17 protein-coding genes are annotated in these 18,422 nt (G+C 69.7%); 15 read left to right on the top strand and 2 right to left on the bottom strand.

What is annotated here, in order from left to right; all coding sequences use genetic code 11:
- The 9 genes from ACTHMF_RS07845 to ACTHMF_RS07805 all read left to right on the top strand — a co-directional run.
- On the top strand, window positions 1-1,359 hold a 1,359-nt coding region (locus ACTHMF_RS07845), incomplete at its 5' end, for a PulJ/GspJ family protein (RefSeq protein ID WP_440316984.1).
- A complete protein-coding gene (locus ACTHMF_RS07840) occupies window positions 1,356-2,072 on the top strand; it encodes a PulJ/GspJ family protein (protein WP_440316983.1) in 717 nt (238 codons plus the stop codon). The genes ACTHMF_RS07845 and ACTHMF_RS07840, both read left to right, overlap by 4 nt.
- A gap of 2 nt (window positions 2,073-2,074) precedes the next feature.
- Complete coding sequence (locus tag ACTHMF_RS07835; protein ID WP_440316982.1) at window positions 2,075-3,853, top strand: hypothetical protein; 1,779 nt, start codon at window positions 2,075-2,077, stop codon at window positions 3,851-3,853.
- On the top strand, window positions 3,850-4,701 hold the full coding sequence (locus ACTHMF_RS07830; protein WP_314148447.1) for a prepilin peptidase: 852 nt from the start codon (window positions 3,850-3,852) through the stop codon (window positions 4,699-4,701). Before ACTHMF_RS07835 ends, ACTHMF_RS07830 begins: the two co-directional genes overlap by 4 nt.
- 26 nt (window positions 4,702-4,727) lie before the next feature.
- Window positions 4,728-5,765 (top strand): type IV pilus assembly protein PilM, encoded by a 1,038-nt coding sequence (gene pilM, locus ACTHMF_RS07825; RefSeq protein ID WP_440316980.1) that lies wholly within the window; start codon window positions 4,728-4,730, stop codon window positions 5,763-5,765.
- Entirely contained in the window at window positions 5,762-6,427 is a 666-nt protein-coding gene (locus tag ACTHMF_RS07820; protein WP_314148445.1) for a hypothetical protein, read from the top strand. The genes pilM and ACTHMF_RS07820 overlap by 4 nt, the downstream gene beginning before the upstream one ends.
- Window positions 6,427-7,176, top strand: a complete 750-nt coding sequence (locus ACTHMF_RS07815; RefSeq protein WP_440316979.1) for a hypothetical protein — start codon at window positions 6,427-6,429, stop codon at window positions 7,174-7,176. The genes ACTHMF_RS07820 and ACTHMF_RS07815 overlap by 1 nt, the downstream gene beginning before the upstream one ends.
- 186 nt (window positions 7,177-7,362) lie before the next feature.
- A complete protein-coding gene (locus tag ACTHMF_RS07810) occupies window positions 7,363-8,583 on the top strand; it encodes a hypothetical protein (protein WP_440316978.1) in 1,221 nt (406 codons plus the stop codon).
- Between the two features lie 15 nt (window positions 8,584-8,598).
- Window positions 8,599-9,093: a DUF6121 family protein gene (locus ACTHMF_RS07805; RefSeq protein WP_440316977.1), complete on the top strand. Its 495-nt coding sequence runs from the start codon at window positions 8,599-8,601 to the stop codon at window positions 9,091-9,093.
- Window positions 9,094-9,096: 3 nt separating this feature from the next.
- On the opposite strand, the gene ACTHMF_RS07800 is transcribed toward ACTHMF_RS07805, so the two are convergent.
- On the bottom strand, window positions 9,097-13,578 hold the full coding sequence (locus ACTHMF_RS07800; RefSeq protein ID WP_440316976.1) for an FtsK/SpoIIIE domain-containing protein: 4,482 nt from the start codon (window positions 13,576-13,578) through the stop codon (window positions 9,097-9,099).
- Window positions 13,579-13,695: 117 nt separating this feature from the next.
- Between ACTHMF_RS07800 and ACTHMF_RS07795 the strand changes: the two genes are divergently transcribed.
- Genes ACTHMF_RS07795 through ACTHMF_RS07780 form a run of 4 tightly spaced genes read left to right on the top strand, consistent with a single transcriptional unit; the run spans window position 13,696 to window position 16,559 of the window.
- Complete coding sequence (locus ACTHMF_RS07795; RefSeq protein WP_314146757.1) at window positions 13,696-13,983, top strand: hypothetical protein; 288 nt, start codon at window positions 13,696-13,698, stop codon at window positions 13,981-13,983.
- Window positions 13,980-15,350 carry a putative T7SS-secreted protein gene (locus ACTHMF_RS07790; protein ID WP_314146758.1) on the top strand — a complete coding sequence of 457 codons (1,371 nt, stop codon included), beginning with the start codon at window positions 13,980-13,982 and terminating at the stop codon, window positions 15,348-15,350. The genes ACTHMF_RS07795 and ACTHMF_RS07790 overlap by 4 nt, the downstream gene beginning before the upstream one ends.
- Window positions 15,351-15,354: 4 nt before the next feature.
- Window positions 15,355-15,966, top strand: coding sequence for a hypothetical protein (locus tag ACTHMF_RS07785; RefSeq protein WP_440316975.1), 612 nt, complete (start codon window positions 15,355-15,357; stop codon window positions 15,964-15,966).
- The gene (locus ACTHMF_RS07780) at window positions 15,963-16,559 is read left to right on the top strand and encodes a hypothetical protein (protein ID WP_440316974.1); all 597 of its coding nucleotides are present in this window, start codon (window positions 15,963-15,965) and stop codon (window positions 16,557-16,559) included. The genes ACTHMF_RS07785 and ACTHMF_RS07780 overlap by 4 nt, the downstream gene beginning before the upstream one ends.
- Here the strand turns inward: ACTHMF_RS07780 and ACTHMF_RS07775 are convergent.
- Window positions 16,519-17,277, bottom strand: coding sequence for a hypothetical protein (locus tag ACTHMF_RS07775; RefSeq protein WP_440316973.1), 759 nt, complete (start codon window positions 17,275-17,277; stop codon window positions 16,519-16,521). The genes ACTHMF_RS07780 and ACTHMF_RS07775 overlap by 41 nt on opposite strands.
- A gap of 154 nt (window positions 17,278-17,431) precedes the next feature.
- Between ACTHMF_RS07775 and ACTHMF_RS07770 the strand changes: the two genes are divergently transcribed.
- Both ACTHMF_RS07770 and rpsL read left to right on the top strand, forming a co-directional pair.
- Window positions 17,432-17,728, top strand: a complete 297-nt coding sequence (locus ACTHMF_RS07770) for a WXG100 family type VII secretion target (RefSeq protein WP_314146762.1) — start codon at window positions 17,432-17,434, stop codon at window positions 17,726-17,728.
- Window positions 17,729-18,086: 358 nt separating this feature from the next.
- Window positions 18,087-18,422: 30S ribosomal protein S12 (gene rpsL, locus ACTHMF_RS07765; protein ID WP_440316972.1), on the top strand; the 336-nt coding region annotated here is incomplete at its 3' end.

The raw sequence follows: 18,422 nt of genomic DNA, 5'->3' as shown, positions 1-18,422 counted from the left end.
ATCCTGGTCGCGATGACGATCTTCGGGATCATTTCCGTCGGGATCGCCGCTGGCGTAACCACCAGCCTCATCAACGTCCGCGATTCGCAGGACCGCGAGGCCGCACTCAACCTCGCTGCCTCCCAAATCGATCTGTTGCGTTCGGTCACCGACGTCTTCAGCGTCAACGACACTCCCGGGCCGTCGAACGTCGTCGTCGACGGAGTCACGTTCCACGTGAGCCGCGCAACCAAATGGGTCACCTCGAGCGGCGCGGACGCGGACTGCGGCGCGAACGCGGCGGGCAGCACATTGCTCTACAAGCGCGTGACCGTCACGGTCACGTGGGACGGAATGCGAAACTCCGGCGTGCCCGCCGTTGCTGACACGTTGCTCGCTCCCAACAGCCGCATCAACGATCCCACCAAGGGCACGATCCTCGTGCATGTCTTCGGCGTGGACGGCACCGATCGGCCGAATGTCTCCGTCAATGCCGTGCCGACCCCGGGAGTGCCCGGCAACACTGCGACGGCCCTCACGGTCCTCCCCGCGGTCACGGACATCCAGGGCTGCAGTTACATCCTCAAGGTCACGCCCGGCACTTACGATGTCTCGGTCAGCCGAACCGGATACATCGGCGACGACAACAAGACGCTCGGTTCGGCCACGCAGACCGTCGGCGTGGCCGCGGGCTCCTCGGCATCGAGCAGCTTCCAGTTCGAGAACGCCGGCCTCTTCAGCAGCACGCTGGCGGTGAACGCCGGGACCACGACAGGAATCCTGACTCCGACCAACCTCGACATCACGTTCATCAACAGCTACGGCAGCTTCGTCAAGACCTATACGGGCGCACCCATCGGCCTGCACCCCTACGCCGACGGCTACACGGCGCTCGCGGGCAAGTATGTCGATACAGCGGTGTCCGCGTCCACCGTGTGCCCTGCCATCGACCCCGAAGCCTGGCCGGACAAGATCGTCGGCACCACAACATATTCGGGCAGCCGCCCACCGCTGGTCTCTGCACTGCCAGGACAGGCTGCCACGCCTGGCCCCGCGCAGGTCACCATGGGCGTGTTCACCGTAGCCCTGAACAACACCAAGGGTTCCTACATCAACGCCGTAGCACAGTCCGGGAGTGGCAATGGCAATCCTGGCTGCCCCGTCAGCATGTCCTACACGTTCGGCAGCAAGGTCACGTCGTCCACCGACACCACGTTCAAGCTCGCACTGCCCTGGGGATCATGGAAGCTCTACCAGGGCACCTCGACGACGGCGACGACCAACCAGGTCGGCAACAGTGGGATGACGGCTGTTGTAGGCACCACCCTGATCAAGGACAGCTCGAACGTCGTCACGCTCGATCCCAGGACGGCGTCATGATCGCCGTGCTGCGACGTCGCCTGCTGCGCTTGCACCGTGACCAGAGCGGCATCAGCCTGGCAGAGCTCATCGTCGCCGTCGGGTTGCTCGGACTCTTCGCCACAATGGTCGCGTCGCTCTACACGAGTTCACTCCACGCGATGTCCGTCGGCCGAGATGTGCACGCGAACACCGGACAGGCGTCCAACGCCATCAACGAGATCACCCGTGACATCCGCGCGGGGACGGATAACCCGGTCCAGGGGCAGTCGCTCAACAACCCCGCATTCGAGGTCGCGAAGTCGGACACGATCCGGCTCTACGCGTACATCAACCTCAACGGCTCGTCCGAGCTGCCTGTCATGATCGAGTTGTCGGTCGTCAATGGGAATCTCATCGAGAAGCGCTGGGCGGCCACGCAGAATGCGGCAGGATACTGGCTGTTCCCTTCAGCGACGACGCCGCCCACGTCGACCAGGACGATCGCCTCGTATGTCGTCCCCAACGTCGCAGCGGGTGGCACGCAGCTCTTCACGTTCTTACAGACGAACAACACGGTCATCCCGATTCCCACCGGGCCGAACGGGATCACAGATGCCACTGCTCTGCGCTCGATCGCCGCGGTGCAGATTTCCTTGACTGTGCGGTCGAGCGCCACGGATGCATCGCAGCAGGTGACGGTGCAGAATACCGTCGGCATCCCCAACCTCGGTCTCGCCAGGACGCTGAGCTGATCATGACGCAAGCGAGGAGGACGGGACCTGGCCGCTGGCGGCGGATGCACGACGACCAGCGCGGTGTTGCGCTCGTCATGGTGATCGGTATCGGCGCCATCCTGATGGTGCTCGTCGCGACCGCTCTCGCCTACTCCGCGTCCGGGCTGCAGAAGGCTCGCACCGATCAGGACTGGAATGACGCGATGGCCGCGGCATTCGCCGGCATCGAGGAGTACGAGAGCCGCCTGGCCAACGACAACACATATCAGCAGTACGGCAACCCTGCGTCGACCTTCAGCGCGACGAGCAGCGTCACGTTGCCGACGGGCGTCAAGCAGAATCCGGCGTTCGGCGTGGGTGAAGGCGAGAGCTGGGCGGCCGTCCCCGGCAGCTCCGGCGCCTCGTTCCGCTACGAGGTGGACAACTCGAAGTATGCGTCCACCGGTGTGCTGCGGGTGAGGTCCACGGGTAAGGTGGGTTCCTCGATCCGCAGCATCGTCGTGAACCTCAAGCAGCAGGGCTTCATCGACTTCTTGTACTTCACCGATTACGAGATCCAGGATCCCGCGCTGAGCGGCGCTCCCACGAGCTGCGTGAAGTACTACTGGGCCGGTCGAGGTTCCGGCTGCTCCGAGATTGCGTTCGACAGCGGCGACGTCGTCAACGGCCCCGTCCACTCCAACGACGCGATCCGGATCTGCAGTGCCGAATTCACCCAGTCCGTGACCACCGCCTACAACCCGACGTCGGGCAAGCGCTATGTCGCCAAGGACTCCAGCGGAAACTCGTGCACCGGCCAGGTCTTCGACGATCCGAACGCGCCGACGTACTCGCCGGTGGTCGGGATGCCTCCCACGAACGCGGCGATGAAGAACGAAGTGCGTTCGGACCTGCCTGTTGACGTCCCACGACCGGGCTGCCTCTACACGGGCCCGACCACCATCGTCTACAACAGTGACGGGACCATGACAATCCGATCGCCGTGGACCAAGAAGACGAATGTCGCCGGTTCGCCGCCGTCCAGCGGCTCGACGCCGCCGGCGTGCGGCACCGTGGGGACGGCGACCGGCCAGCTCGGCTCCGCGGGTGGCGCGACCATCCCTGTTCCCGCCCAGAACCTCATCTTCGTGCAGAACGTTCCGACCACAACCACGGACCCGAACTACTGGGCCGCGAACGCCTTCCCCTCGGTGCTCACGGCATGCTCGGTGTCCGGCGGCAACGTGGTCTGCAAGGGCGCGAGCAACCAGGCGAACGGCAACGGGATGGGCTACCCGATGTCGAACGAGGTCGCTCCCAGCAGCAACTCCTACCAGCCCCGCAATGGCGACGTCTTCATCAAGGGCACGCTCAAGGGCGCGGAGACGGTGTACGCGGACAATTACGTGTACGTGACAGGCGACGTGAAGTACAACGACCCCAACGCGGACATTCTGGGGCTGGTCGGCAACAACGCCGTCTTCGTCTACAACCCCATGAACTCGTCCAACGTCAAACTGCTGACCGACAGCGGCCGCACCATCGACGCAGCGATCCTCTCCGTCGCCCATACCTTCCAGGTGCAGAACTACAACGTCGGCGGGAGCCGCGGAACACTCACCGTCATGGGCGCGATCGCCCAGAAGTTCCGCGGAATCGTCCGTAACGGGACGAATGGATATACCAAGAACTACGTCTACGACCCTCGCTTCCGCTACGTCGCGCCGCCGAAGTTCCTGTCTCCGGTATCGACGAGTTATGGCGTGAGCGTGATGGTGGAAGTCAAGACGGCGTTCGCGCAGAACGGAGCGTCGCGATGAGCGCCGCTGCCCTGCTCGGTCTCTGGGCGGCGGCCGCCCTCGCCGCGGTCGGCGTCTTCGGACTGCTGATCGGCTCGTTCCTCAACGTGGTCGCTTACCGGGTGCCTGCCGGGCTGAGCATTGTCCGTCCGCGGAGCGCCTGCCCCGGATGCGGCGCCCGGATTCGCGCGTGGGACAACGTTCCCGTCATGAGCTGGCTCCTGCTGCGCGGCCGTTGCCGTGACTGCTCCCAGCCGATCTCATGGCGCTATCCGTTCGTCGAGGCCGCCACCGGCGTGCTCTTCATCGTCGTGGCCGTGAAGTTCGCGCCCGCCGTCCTGGGGGCCGCAGATGCGGCGACGACCATCGCGGCGATGCTTCAGCTCGCCGCATTCCTCTACTTCGCCGGCGTGAGCGTCGCTCTCGCCCTGATCGATCTGGACACGCACACACTGCCGAACGCGATCGTGTATCCGTCCTATCTGGTCGGCCTCGTGCTGCTGACGGCAGCTGCGCTGCTTTCGGGGGACTGGTCGGCCATCGCCACGGCGGTCATCGGATCGGCGGGACTGTTCGCGCTCTACCTGATCATCGCCCTGGCATCGCCGAGAGGGATGGGCTTCGGGGACGTCAAGCTGGCCGGCGTGGTCGGGCTGTTCCTCGGCTATCTGGGGCTCGGCCCCCTGCTCGTCGGCGCGTTCGCCGCCTTCGTCCTCGGCGGACTCTTCGGCGTTGTCGTGCGCGCGGTCCGGCCGGGCGGAAGCCGCGGCATCGCGTTCGGGCCGTGGATGTTCGCGGGCGCGTGGACCGGCGTGTTCTTCGGCTCGGTGCTCTGGCAGTCATATCTGGCCCTGGTCGTCCAGGGCTGAGGGAAGGAAATCGCATGGCACGCACAGTGGTCGGGGTCGACATCGGCAGCACGTCCGTGCGGGCGGTCGAGCTCCAGGACGCCTCGAAACCCCGGCCGACGCTCCTCAGGTACATCGAGGCCCCGCTGCCGGAGGGAGCGTCCAGTCGTGGGGAGGTCCTCGAACCGAACACCGTGGCCGCCACGCTCAAGCGGTTGTGGCGCCAGGCCGGTTTCACGAGCAAGGACGTCGTTCTCGGTATGGGGAACCAGCGCGTGCTCGCGAGGGATCTGACGGTGCCGAAGATGTCGATCCGGCGGATCCGCGAGTCCCTCCCCTTCACTGTTCAGGACATGCTGCCCGTTCCGGCGAGCGAGGCGATCCTGGACTTCTATCCCGTCTCGGAGGCCGTATCGGAGAGCGGACCGGTCGTCAACGGCCTGCTGGTCGCCGCCATCAAGGAAGCCGTGCTGGCGAACGTCAAGGCGACGAAGCTGGCCGGCCTGTCCGCCATCGACGTGGACCTCATCCCGTTCGCGTTGAGCCGCGTGCTGCTGTCCCGGCAGAACGTCTCGGGCACGGTGGCCTTGATCGCCATCGGCGCGGACACCACCTGTGTGCTCATCGCTCGCGACGGCGTCCCGCAGTTCGTGCGGATCATTCCGACGGGGGGTGCCGATCTGACTCGCGCGCTGCGGGCGGAGCTGGAACTCGACGAGGCGTCGGCCGAGCGCGTGAAGATCGGCCTCGGTCTCGCCTCGAGCGTGGCCAGCCCGGAGGAGCAGCGCGCGGTCGAGGTGATCTATCGGGTCACGAGTGAAATGCTGACGAGCCTGCGGAACACGATCAACTACTACGTGAACACGCGACAGCCGGAGACCGTGGACCGCATCATCCTGACCGGAGGAGGGGCGCAGCTGATCGGGCTGCCCGACGCACTCTCCGAGATGACCCGGCTGCCGGTCACGATGGGCGACCCTCTGGCTGGATTCGCACTCTCTCGCAAGCTCAACGTGGAGGATCTCCGCCAACGCAGAGGCGGTCTGGGCGTTGCGCTCGGGCTCGCAGTGGGGAGCGCAGCATGACGTCGCAGAAAAGGGACGAACTGGTCATCGGAGCCGAGCCCAGGGTCGACCTTCTCCCGCCGGAGGTCCTCGCCGCTCGTCAGAGCCGCTCGACGCGCCGTGCCCTCGGCCTGGGCGTGATCGGGGTGCTCGTGCTCACGCTCGGCGCGATCGGCGGGTCCAGCCTGCTCGCGGCGTCGGCGAATCAGGATCTCGTCGCCGCCCAGAACCGGACGACCGACCTCCTCACTCAGCAGCAGAAGTACATGGAGGTCAGGAAGGTCCAGGATCAGGTGAAAGTCGTCCAGGCCGCGCAACAGGTCGGCGCCTCGACCGAGATCGACTGGCGCGACTACCTTGTCAAGGTCCAGCAGACGCTGCCACCCGAGGTGTCGCTCAAGGTGATCACCGTCGATTCCGCATCACCGCTCGCCGCATACGCGCAATCCACCGCGCCGCTGCAGGGGGCGCGCATCGCGACCCTGAGCTTCACCGCGGACAGCCCGACGCTCCCGCAGGTGCCCTCCTGGCTGGATTCCCTGGCAAAGCTGCCGGGGTTCGTCGATGCGGTGCCCGGTTCGGTGACGCTGGATCAGCAGTCGAAGACGTACACCGTCAACATCGTGATGCACATCAATCAGGACGCTTATACGAAGCGCTTCGGCACCGAGGAGAAGAAGTGATGAGCGGCACACGTCTCTGGGTCATCGGCGCGGTGCTCGGCATGGTGGTGATCGTCGTGCTCGGCTGGATCGTCGGTGTGCAGCCCCAGCTCACCTCGGCGGCCGTCTCCACCGCGCAGCGTCTCACGGTGGACGCGACCAACGCGCGCTACCAGGCTGTGCTGGCCGCACTGAAGGCCGACCATGAGAAGCTGCCGCAGCTCCAGGCTCAGCTGTCGGCGCTGAAAGCCTCTGTGCCCCCCGACACGGAGTCCTCGGCTTTCGTCAAGGAACTCAACGCCATCGCAGCAGCCCACGGCGTCACGATCACGGGGCTGACCTTCTCCGACGCCGTCGGGTACAAGCCTCCCGCCACGAGCCCGGCAGCGCCGGCCGCCGCTGCTTCCGGCGCATCGACCTCCACGCCTGCGCCCGCGCCGTCGCCCTCCAGTACCCCGCAAGCGCCGACGCCCGAGACGAACCCTCTGGTGACGCCGTCGAACTTCTTCGCATCGCCGGTCCAGGTCGCCGTGAGCGGGCAGCTCGGCAACGTTCTGGACTTCCTCCAGGGCGCCCAGAAGGGGACCCGGCTGTTCCTCGTGACGGCCCTCTCGTCCAACCCCTCCACGACGGAGGGGGCGCCGGCCGGGACAGTGGACGCGACCATCGGCGGCTATATCTATTCGGTCTCGACCGCGCAGGCGCAGCAGACCGGAGGCACCCCGCCCGCGTCCGGCGCGGCGCAGCAGCCCGCGGAGGCGTCCAAGTAGTCCGCCGCGCCGCGACTGTCCCCGTTCGGGACGACTGCGCGTGCGCGAGCACGGGCGCGACGTACCGAACGGGGACGGTCGGGCAAGTAGCCGCTCCCGGCCCGCCCTCCCTCGATCAGGGGTGCCCCGTTGCTACAGTTGGCACGACTGATGGATGCCCGACCGGGCCGATCGAGGAGTGGCATCATGAGCGACACCACGCCGGAACCTACGCCGAAGCCGAACGCCGGGAGCGACGCGGAGGCCCCGAGCAACGGGGACACCGCGGGGAACGTGCAGGACACGGGCGCCGCAGCGCCCGCGCCCGCGACCTCGCCCGCCGAGTCGGCGGCGGCCGAGTCCGCCGCGGCCGAGCCGCGTGACGCCGATCCCGACATGGCGAACCCGCCGTCGAGCCCGGTCTCCGCGCGCGGGCACGTGAACCGTCCGGCCGACGAGGCCGCGGAGCCGGCTGCGGCAGCAGCAGCGGCGCCCGCGCCCGCGCCCGCCCGGACCATCGAGCCGGAGCCCGTCGTCGCCACCGACGACGACGTCGCCGCCGCCGTGGCGCGCGCCGCAGACCCCGCCGGCCAGCCCGGCGCGACCGCCGCGGGATCGGCGTCCGTCGACACCGCGTCGCCCGCGCAGTCGGCCACCCCGGTCATCGCCGCCGCCGAGGCCGCGAACCTGCAGACCCAGACCCAGGCCGAGGCCCAGACGCAGGCCCAGCCCGCGCCCGCCGCCACCGCCGCCTACGCCACCGCCCCCACCGGCGAGGCCACCTGGGCCCCCGAGCCCGCCGCCACCCAGACGGCGCCGCAGCAGCCCGGCCCGCAGGCGGTCGCCCCGATCTTCCTGCAGCGTCCCGAGCCGCCGAAGAAGAAGAGCAACCGCGGTGTCGGCATCCTGATCGCGCTCGTCGGCACCGTCGCCTTCGCGCTGCTCTGGGTCGTCGCGATCGTGCTGATCGGTGCGCTCATCACGCCGGGCAACGAGCTGCTCTCCACGCTCAGGGACTACTTCACCGCGCACTACTCCGGCTGGGTCCCCGTCGTCGCCTTCTTCATCGGGATGGTCGTGCTCATCCAGATCGTCAACCGCGCGCGGTGGTGGGCGTACATCCTCGGCGGCCTGTTCGTCGCGGTGTTCGTCTACCTCGCCTACGTCGGGGCGGACCTGATCGACCTGCGCTACTGGGCGCGCACCCCGGGCGAGCGGGCGATCCTGCTCGGCACCGTGTGGCCGAACCCGTTCGCCGTCGTCGCTGGTGTCCTCGCCCGCGAGATCTCGATCTGGACCGGCGCGTGGCTCGCCGCGCGCGGCCGCAAGCTCAAGGCGCGCAACGCCGAGGCCCAGGCCGACTACGAGCAGCAGCTCGCCGACGCCCAGAACCAGGCCGCCGCGGCGTACGTGCAGCAGGGGTACTGATCGGAGCACAGCCGGATGCGTGACGAGCGCGCGTACGCGACGGTCGTCGCGTGCTTCGCGGCCGGGCTCTACCTGGCCGTGCTCGTCGCCGCGTTCGGGCTGATCTCGCTGGCGACGAACACCGAGGTGATCGCCGACCCGTCCGTCGGTCCGCTGGTGGGTCCCGCGATGGTCGGCGCCGCCGTCGTCATGCTGCTGATCTTCCTGATCGTGCTCGGCAGGCGCGTCCCCGCCGACAAGCAGCGCGTCGCTCCCGGCGTGGCCTTCGGCGTCGCGGTGGCCTGCTACGCGGTGTACATCGGGGTCGGCGGCGTCGTCGGCGCGGCGGGGGACCCGAGCCAGCCGTTCCACTACTTCCTGTTCGCGTTCGACCAGCTGCTCAGCTGGTACTCGCTCACCGTCGCGGTCGCCGCGTTCGCGGTGACCCTGCTCTACCAGCTCGTCCTCGTCGGCCGCTTCCGGCAGCGCGGCCGCCCGCGCTGGCCGTGGGAGCACGACGACGAGGAGTGAGGCTCACACCGGCAGCTGCACCCGGGTGAACGTGCCCTTGTGGATGTACATCCCGCGCCCGGGAGGGAACTCCGACCGGTTCAGCCGCGGCAGCGGCGTCTTCAGCAGCAGGTCGCCCTCCATCGAGTCCGGCTGCAGCAGGATGCCGCGGCGGCCGTTCTTGACCTCGCCGAGCAGCGGCCACGACGACCCCCACGCGCTCGTCTCCGCCTCGGCCACCAGCAGGTGGTCGCTGCGGCGGGCCGCCCGCACCAGCTCCACGATCGGGGAGTCGGCCGGGGTCTGCAGGAAGTCGCCGATGCTCTCCACGAACACCGCGATCCTGCCCTCGGTGTCGGGATCGGTCACCGCGGCCGCGAGGTCCTTCGCGAGCTCGGCCGCGTCCGCGGGGGTCAGCGCCGTCCCCGCCCAGAGCGGCGAGGACGCCAGGGGCGACCGCGCCGACCCGAGGTAGTAGAGCCGCGCCTGCGGGTCGAACCGGGCGAGCGAGGAGGCGAGCGTCGCGAGCGCCGTGGTCCGGCCGCTCGCGGGCGGACCGGCGACCAGCATGGTCCCGCTCGGCTCGAAGCCGTACGGCCCGAGGTCGACGTCGCTCAGCCCCAGCACCGGGCTGTCGCCGTGCGCGACGGGGAGCGAGGCGAGCGGCACCTCCTTCGGCAGCGACCCGATGGCCGGCGCCGGCCGGATGCCCGCGCGCTCCATCGCCTCGGCGAGCCTGCGCACCGCCTCCGACTGGTCGGCGACCGCGCGCGAGCCGCCGAGCACGGCGATCTGCGTCTCGAAGCCGTCGACGATCGCGCGTCCGGGAGGGGAGGCGGGCGAGAGGATGTCGCTCGGCACGTCCAGCATCCCGTAGCCGTCCTCCGCGAGCCGCAGCACGACGCGGCGCTGCACGAGCGCGCCGATCGCCGTCGGCACGGCGCCTGCCCGGTCGCCGGTGAGCGCGACGTGCATCCCGAGCCGCCTGCCGTCCGCCAGGATGTCGCGGAACACGTCGTACCACTGCGACCGCCCTGCCGGGATCTCGAAGTCCTCTCGGAAGCTCGGGAAGCCGTCGACGAGCAGCAGGATGCGCGGCTCGTCCATCCGCCCGGTCAGCGACCGGTACTCGGTGATGCTGGACGCGTTCGCCTCGGCGTAGCGCGGCCCGCGCTCCTCCAGGATCCCCTTGAGCGTGCGGAACAGCCGGATGATCCGCTCGGCGTCGTCGCCGGGGATGATCGAGCCGACGTGCGGCAGCTTCTCCAGCATCCGCAGGCTGCCGGCGCCGAAGTCGAGGCCGTAGACGTGCACCGGCCCGCCGCGCGGGGTGATCGCCGCCGCGGACGCGATGGTGCGCAGCACGGTGGACTTGCCGGAGCCGCCGGTGCCGTAGATGGCCAGGTTGCCGTCCACGTCCGGCCGGAAGTACACCGGCCGCTGCTCCTGGCGGTCCGGGATGTCGGAGACGCCGAGCAGCAGCTCCGCGTCGGTGCGCTGCCGCAGCAGGCCGAGGTCGTAGCCGGCGGCGAGCTCGTCGAGCCACGGCCGGCGCGGGGCGGGGATGCGCGCGGCGGCGTGCGCGCGCACGATCGACGCGACCAGCCGCTGCTGGTCGGTGGGACCGAGGTCGCGGTCCGGCTGCTCGGCGGGACGCTCCTCCTCCCAGCGCACCTCGCCGCCGAAGCGGAGCTCGGCGACCTCGATGCCCGCGCGCTCCGGCTCCCGCGTGGTCCAGCCGCCGCCGTACGCCGACTGGAACCTGGTCAGCCGGCCCGGCCCGGTCTTGGCCATGCCGCGGCCGGGGAGACCCTGGTCGAAGTGGGCAGCGTCCGGCACGCCGACGACGTCCTGGCTGTCGGACTCGTCCGCCATCCGCAACGCGATGCGCAGGTTGGTGTTGGCGCGCAGGTTGTCCTTGATCACGCCCGCCGGTCGCTGGGTCGCCATGATCAGGTGGATGCCGAGCGAGCGTCCGCGCTGGGCGATGTCGACGACCCCGTCGACGAACTCCGGGACCTCGCCGACCAGCGCGGCGAACTCGTCGATGACGAGCACGAGCGCGGGAGGGCTGTCCGGGTCGCCGCGCTTCTCCAGCTCCAGCAGGTCCTTCGCCTTCTTCCGGTTGAGCAGGTGCTCGCGGTGGTGCAGCTCGGCGCGCAGGCTGGTCAGGGCGCGCCGGACGAGGTGCGGGGAGAGGTCGGTGACGAGGCCCACGCAGTGCGGCAGGTTGACGCAGTCGGCGAACGCCGAGCCGCCCTTGTAGTCGACGAACAGGAAGGTGACCCGGTCGGGGCTGTACTCCGCGGCCATCCCGAGCACCCAGGCCTGCAGGAACTCGCTCTTGCCGGCTCCGGTCGTGCCGCCGACGAGCGCGTGTGGTCCCTGCGTGCGCAGGTCCAGATGCATCGGGTCGACACCGGCAGAGCCGATCGTCGCCCGCAGCATGCCGGGCCGGCGCTTGACCGGCCGCGCGCCGGAGGACCGGTCGTGGATGGACGCGTTCTGCCGCCAGCGGTCGATGACGGCGGACGACGACTCGGCCAGGTCGTGGCCGAGCAGCGTGACGAGCGAGACCGAGCGCGGCAGGTCGCTCGCGTCGGCGACGAGCGCCCCTGCGTCGATGGCCGGAGCCATCCGGCGCGCGTAGTCGAGCGCGGTCGCGGCGGAGACCGGCTCGGTCACCACGTCGGTGACGGTCTCGCCGAGCCGGACGAAGCCGGCGGTCGCGCGGTGCGGCTGGTCGGCGTGCGCGAGGTAGGTGCGGCACACCGCGGGCAGCGTCGTCACGTCGTCGGCGATCCAGACCGGGAAGACGCCGGCGTCGGCCGCGGCCTCCGCGAACTGCACGAGCCGCGCGCGGTCGAGGGCGACGTCGTCGGAGATCACGACGATCACGGCGGGAACGGGGGACGGCGTGCCGTCGACGGTCTGCCCGCCGCCGACCTCGGCGCCGCGCTCCAGCGCCGCACGCTCCTGCTCCATCGCGCCACGGCGCTGGGCGGAGCGCTTCGCGGCGGCCAGCCGCTCCTCCACGAGCCCTTCGAGCGCGCTCAGCACGGTGGCGGCGCTGGAGGCGCTGTCGGCCAGATGCCCGCCCGCGACCGGACTGTGCGGGGACGAGGTGTGCGGCATCCACTTCAGCCAGCCGAGCTCCTTCGACCAGCGCGGCGACACCAGAGCGGCCACCGCGAGCTCGGCGGGGGAGTGCAGCGCGGTCAGCTGCACGAGCACGGAGTTCACCGATCCCGCCGCCAGCTCGGCGGGACCCGCGATGCCGAGCGCTCCCGACTCGTACAGGTTGTCGAGCACGGGGACGTCATCGACCCGCTCGTGCGCGTGGATGACCGCGTCCAGCCGCTCCTGGAACTCGGGGATGAGCTCCCCGCGCTCGCTCGCCTGGATGCTGTTGCGCGAGGTCATCGAGCCCCGGCCGAGCTGCAGGTTGAGGAACGACCAGTGCTCCGGCCGCCTGGTCCACAGCAGCGGGCCGCGCACGACCGCCTCGGAGAGCGCGTCGGCGGTCGTCGGCGTCTCCGCCCTGCGCAGCTCGGTCTCCCGGACGCGCTCCTCGTCGAGCTTGTCGGCGAGGGCCTGCAGGCGCTGCTCGAACACCGCGATCTGCTTCTTCAGCTTGCGCTTGCCGCGGGTCCGGCTCGCCACGTAGTTGCCGATCAGCATCACCGGGGACAGCAGGACGAACAGCAGGGTCGTCGGCTGGTGGGTGATGAAGAACATGGCGCCGCCGAGCAGCAGCGGTGCGATCATCGCGAGCAGCGGGAAGGGCGGGTCGTCCTTCTCGGCGGGGACCTCCGGCGCCTGGAAGACCTGACCGGTGTACCGGCGCTCCACCCGCGGCGACCGGTTGAAGAACACCGGCCCGGCCGTCGGCGTCGCCTGCGGCGCGTCCGACCCCGCCGCGACGACCAGCTCCACCTCGGTGTCGCCGATCAGCAGCGTCTCCGACCGGCGGACGGTGAACCGGGTGACCAGGCCGCCGTCGACCACCACGCCGTTCGCCGAGCCGAGGTCGACCACCTCGACGCCGTCCCCGGCCTCGAAGCGCACGTGCCGCTTGGACACCAGCGGGTCCTGCAGCACGATGTCGGCGCCCTCGTCCCTGCCCAGCACCGTCGAGCCGGCCCGCAGCGGGAACTCGCGGCCGGCGTCCGGACCGCTCAGGATGCGCAGGGTCGCCAGCACCGGCGTCTCGCCGAGCTCGGGCGGCGCGTAGTGCAGCCCGGCGTCCGCGAGCGCGACCGTCGCCCCGCTGCCGATCCACGCCTCGCCGACCGGGGCGTCCGGCGGCAGGATGAGCGGCTCGGCCTGGCCGGGGAGCTGGGCGCGCAGCGTCAGCGCGGCGTCCTCTGCGAGCGGGCCGGTGCGCTTCGGGTCGATGCGCGCGATGGTCGCGGCGATCTCCGAGATGCTGGCGGCGGCGTCGGCGGTGACGACGATGTCGTCCGTGCTTCCGGCGGAACGGGCGAGGGTGAGTTTCAGGCGCACGATACGCACCATACCCACGCGCGCGCGTGGACGACGATGGGGACCGCTCCCCATCGAACCCGCTGGGCCCGCCGGGTATGTTGCTGAAGGCAGGATGCCCGTGACCAAGGGGGAGATGTGTCCGACCTCGTACTCAAGCTCGACGAACTCGTCCAGCTGCGCGACGACCTCGACGCCGTCGTGCGCGAGTTCCACAACGCAGACGACTTCAGCGACTCCGTCGCCGACGCCACCGGCCACGACGAGCTGGCCGGGCACGTGCGCGACTTCGCCCACAAGTGGAACGAGAAGCGCAAGAGCATGACGGAGAACGTGGAGAACGTCCAGAAGGTGATCGCCGCCGTCGCCGACAACTTCACCAAGGTGGACGGCGACCTCGCCAAGGCACTGGAGGAGAAGAAGTGAGCGACAGGGAGTTCCAGCCGCTGACCGGCGACCCCGGCCTGCTCGAGGCCAAGGCAAAGCACTATCAGGCCATCGGCGAGGCCATCCAGCGGGCGTCCAAGGAGCTGAACAAGATCCACGACGTCGACGGCTACACGTCCCAGGCCGTCGACAAGCTCAAGGAGATGTCGAAGGACACCGCGGACGACATCTCGAAGGCCAAGGACCGCTACGCGAAGACCGCGTCCGCGCTCCTCGCCTACGCGTCGTCCCTGCGCGAGGCGAAGGACGACGCCGACAAGGCGATCGCGCTGATCGGCTCCAAGCAGGCCGACGCGGACGCCGCGAAGACCGCAGCGACGAACGCGCACACCGACGCCAGGAACGCGAAGCCGGACGACGCGTCCACCGCGAAGAAGACCGCAGACGACGCCGACGACGCGGCGCGCGACGCGAACGCCGCCCTGCAGGCCGCGCACCAGGCCTGGTACGACGCGAAGGACAAGAAGGACGCGGCAGCCAAGAAGGCGATCGACGCCATCGTCGACGTCGTCGACCACCACAACAACGGCCTGAAGAACCCCGGGTTCTGGGACAAGGTCATGGACGTGATCAGCACCATCGGCGACATCGCGGGCGTTCTCGCGATCTTCTTCTCGTGGGTGCCCATCCTCGGCCAGGTCCTGGTCGTGATCGCGCTCGTCGCCGCGGTGATCAAGCTGGTGGACGCGGTGGTCAAGTTCGCCACCGGCGAGGGCAGCTTCCTCGACATCGTCGGGGCGGCGGTCGGCGTCGCGCTGAGCCTGTTCGGCGGCCGGATCTTCACCTTCCTCGGCAAGGCCGCTCGCATCAAGGGCCTCGCGCGCGTTCCGAGGATGGTCGGAGGCGTTCACACCTCCCCGAACGCGATCCTCAAGATGCAGATGGGCCGCAGGCTCATGCGCTCCGCGACGACCAAGCTGTTCGCCAAGCCGCTGGACGACGTGAACCCGATCAAGATCTGGCAGGCGGCGGGCGAGTCCGCAGCGGGCCAGCGGGAGGCGTACCGGGCGCTTTTCACCGGCGGCGCGGACAAGATGAAGGCGATGCGCACGCTCCTCGGCGTCGACAACAACATCGTCAAGGCCGTCTCCCACGACATCGGCGCGCGCGAGTTCAACCCGCTGACGGCGGTCGCGGCCTACCATCAGGGGAGCGCGCTGATCAACAAGGGCATCGACCTCGTCAACGTGCCGGGCAAGGTCGACGGCCTGATCGACAAGTTCACCGGGGGACCGAGCCACTCCGATCTCCCGAAGGTGCCGGGCGTCGACCTGACCAAGTTCGCGCTCGACAACGCGAACACGTACACGCCGACGTACAAGAGCAACAACGTCTGGGGAGGCTGACCGAGTGACGTCCCTGCGTCCACGCGACATCGTCGACATCACGTTCGAGGCACCGGAGGGCTGGCACGACGTCGAGCTCCTCGGCGAGCCGGGCTCCGAGGACTGGCCGGAGCGGCTGGCGGCCGAGCTGGGCGCGCCGCCGCTCGTGCCCCAGCTGCGCGCGCTGCAGCAGGTGCTGCACGGCGAGGACCCGTCCGGGGCGACGCGCGCCCGCGTGTTCGTCCCCGTCCCCTCCGCGGGCGTGCTGAGCGCCTACCAGACCTACGAGCTGCTGCAGCTGGAGCCGGGCGACAGCCCGGAGAGCTACCTCGCCGCGACCGACGCCGCAGGCGGCACACGCGAACCGGGCTACGAGATCATCGGCTACCGGTCCTGGCGAACAGCGCACGCGCTCGGCGAGCTCGTCGGCTTCACGCACCTGACCGCGCTGGAGGACGAGGCGGCGGGGGATGCGCTGCTCGAGCAGCGGGTCGTCTTCGCGATCTTCCCCGTCGGCTCCGCGCAGGCCTTCCACACGATCTTCCGCTCCGGGTTCATCGGCGGCTTCGACGACATGGTCGCCGACACGCAGGCCATCGCCGACTCGGTGCGCGTCACCCTGGGGGAGGCGGCATGAGCGACCCGCGCGTCGTCACGGTCGGGGACGAGCTCACCATCGTCTTCCCCGGTACCTGGGCCATGATCCCGCTGCACGACGAGGAGGCGGCCGCGCGCCGGATCGCCCGGCTCGTCACCGAGCGCGTCGGCCGCGCCGACCGGCTGGCGCGCGTCAGGCGGACCGCCAAGTCCGAGCTGGAGAAGCTGGTCGCGCTCGCCGACGAGTCGAACGCGTTCGCGCTCGCGATGTCGATGGAGATCCTGCCGGGCGTCCCGTTCCCCGCCTCCATCGTGATGGCCAGGGAGCCGCTGCCCACCGGCGGCGACCACGCGGAGCGCCTGGAGCGCGCCTTCCCGGACGGCGAGCCGCTGACGTTCTCGTTCGGTCCGGTGCGGAGGCGCTCCGCCGTGCGGCAGACGACGTACGACGAGCAGTCGGCGCCCGAGCTGCTCGCGGACTACCGCTTCGTCGCCCCGGACGGCGTGCAGGGCATCCACCTGCGCGTCAACGCGCCGATGGTCACCGACGCCGACCTCTACCTGGAGCTGTTCGACGCGATCGTGGACTCGATCAGCTTCCGGCAGCCGCTCGCGGAGCCCGCCGGCCGCTGACCTGGCCTCGCGCCGCCCGCACCACCAGCAGCACGGTCAGGACGACGAGCGCGACGGTGATCACGGTCCAGACCACGGCCGCCACCGGCCCGACCGGCCAGAGCAGCCAGCCCGCGAGCAGGAACGACGCCAGCCCGTACGGGATGCCCGCGAGCAGCACGCCGCGGTTGGGCTGCCAGCCCAGGAACATCAGCCGCACCCAGAACGCCGTCCACGGCGTGACGCGCACCGGGAGCAGGGACATCGCGGTCGGCAGCAGCGTCACCGGGCCGATGGCATTGCGGGACCAGCCGGTGCTGGAGAGCCGCTCGCCCGCGTAGCCGGGGGAGAGGCTGCGGACCACGTACGTCCACGCGAGCGCGGCGAGCGGCACCGATGCCAGCGGCAGCGCGACGAAGGCGTAGCCGAGCAGCGGCACGAGCACGACGGCCGCGAACACCAGGAACAGCACGGTGACCACCAGGTCGGAGCCGGCGAAGAAGCCGCGCGTCGTGAAGTCCCCGTTCGAGGAGGCGAGCCCGACCGTGAGCGCGGCGGGCAGCGCGAGCGTCACGGCAGCGAGCACGGTCCACACGATCGCGACCAGCAGGTAGCCGAACGGGCGCAGCGCCCGTCCCACCGTGGACGGCGGTGTCGCGGAGCGGTCGGAACGCTTCCTGGCGGAGGCACGGGCAGCGGGCGAGGCCGGGTTGGGCTTCATCGGGCTGTATTTCGGCACGCGTCCCAGGCTAGACCGGGCGCTCCACCCGCGCGAGCGGAGGGGATGGGTACCGCTCCCCATTCCGTCCGCGCCGCGGTCCTGGTTAGGTGGATGACAGCTGGCCGGCCCCGGGGGACGGCCTTCCAGACGACACCGAAGGGATCCACTCCTCATGGCCAACATGAACGTCACGTACGGCGAGATGACCGATGCCGCCAACCGTCTCACCGCGGGCAAGGACGACATCACCGCCAAGCTGCACGAGCTCCAGAACCTCGTGAACGGCCTCGTCAACGGCGGCTTCGTCACCGACCAGGCGTCCGGAGCGTTCCACAGCTCCTACGAGCAGTTCACCAAGGGCACCACCGAGGCCGTGAACGGTCTCGACGGGATGTCGCAGTTCCTCACCAAGGCTGCCGACGCCCTGCAGAACGTCGACAGCGAGCTCGCCAAGGGCATCGGCGGCTGAGCCGAGCACCGCTCTCGTGGAAAGGCGGCGTCCCAATCGGGGACGCCGCCTTTTCGCCGTGCGCGGACAGGGCGCTAGCACGCCCGCGTTCATTTGACCGGCCACCGCGCGGACGATAGTATTTATCGGGTGTGCGCTCTGTCGCGCGCTTGTTGTGTGCTCGCGAGAGCCGACACCGAGCGGGCCGGCACGTACTCATCCGATGGGCGGAGAGACCGCACGGAATCACCGCCCCCACGGCATATCGGCCATCGGTCCGATACTCCATCACTCCCGAATCGACCCGCGACGCGGGTGGCTCGGGGTGCGGAGAAAAAGCAACAACTGTCACCGTGCAGTCCATATAAGGAGAAGTTCAGTGCCAACCATTCAGCAGTTGGTCCGCAAGGGCCGGACGCCGAAGGTCACGAAGACCAAGGCGCCCGCCCTGAAGGCCAACCCCCAGCAGCGCGGCGTGTGCACCCGTGTCTACACGACCACCCCGAAGAAGCCGAACTCGGCGCTCCGCAAGGTCGCCCGTGTCAAGCTCTCGAACGGGACCGAGGTCACCGCGTACATCCCCGGTGAGGGCCACAACCTGCAGGAGCACTCGATGGTGCTCGTCCGCGGCGGTCGTGTGAAGGACCTCCCCGGTGTGCGCTACAAGATCGTCCGTGGCGCCCTCGACACCCAGGCCGTGAAGAACCGCAAGCAG

The sequence above is a fragment of the Leifsonia sp. genome (assembly GCF_051955155.1).
GTDB lineage: Bacteria > Actinomycetota > Actinomycetes > Actinomycetales > Microbacteriaceae > Leifsonia.
Note: the sequence above shows the minus strand (reverse complement) of the source record. Positions and strands in the feature narration are given on the sequence as shown.

Excerpts from the sequence above, each read along its gene's own strand:
- ACTHMF_RS07780 (WP_440316974.1), top strand. The coding sequence starts at position 15,963 with ATGAGCGACCCGCGCGTCGTCACGGTCGGGGACGAGCTCACCATCGTC.
- ACTHMF_RS07820 (WP_314148445.1), top strand. The coding sequence starts at position 5,762 with ATGACGTCGCAGAAAAGGGACGAACTGGTCATCGGAGCCGAGCCCAGG.
- ACTHMF_RS07830 (WP_314148447.1), top strand. The coding sequence starts at position 3,850 with ATGAGCGCCGCTGCCCTGCTCGGTCTCTGGGCGGCGGCCGCCCTCGCC.
- ACTHMF_RS07770 (WP_314146762.1), top strand. The coding sequence starts at position 17,432 with ATGGCCAACATGAACGTCACGTACGGCGAGATGACCGATGCCGCCAAC.
- ACTHMF_RS07840 (WP_440316983.1), top strand. The coding sequence starts at position 1,356 with ATGATCGCCGTGCTGCGACGTCGCCTGCTGCGCTTGCACCGTGACCAG.
- ACTHMF_RS07815 (WP_440316979.1), top strand. The coding sequence starts at position 6,427 with ATGAGCGGCACACGTCTCTGGGTCATCGGCGCGGTGCTCGGCATGGTG.
- ACTHMF_RS07805 (WP_440316977.1), top strand. The coding sequence starts at position 8,599 with ATGCGTGACGAGCGCGCGTACGCGACGGTCGTCGCGTGCTTCGCGGCC.
- ACTHMF_RS07810 (WP_440316978.1), top strand. The coding sequence starts at position 7,363 with ATGAGCGACACCACGCCGGAACCTACGCCGAAGCCGAACGCCGGGAGC.
- ACTHMF_RS07835 (WP_440316982.1), top strand. The coding sequence starts at position 2,075 with ATGACGCAAGCGAGGAGGACGGGACCTGGCCGCTGGCGGCGGATGCAC.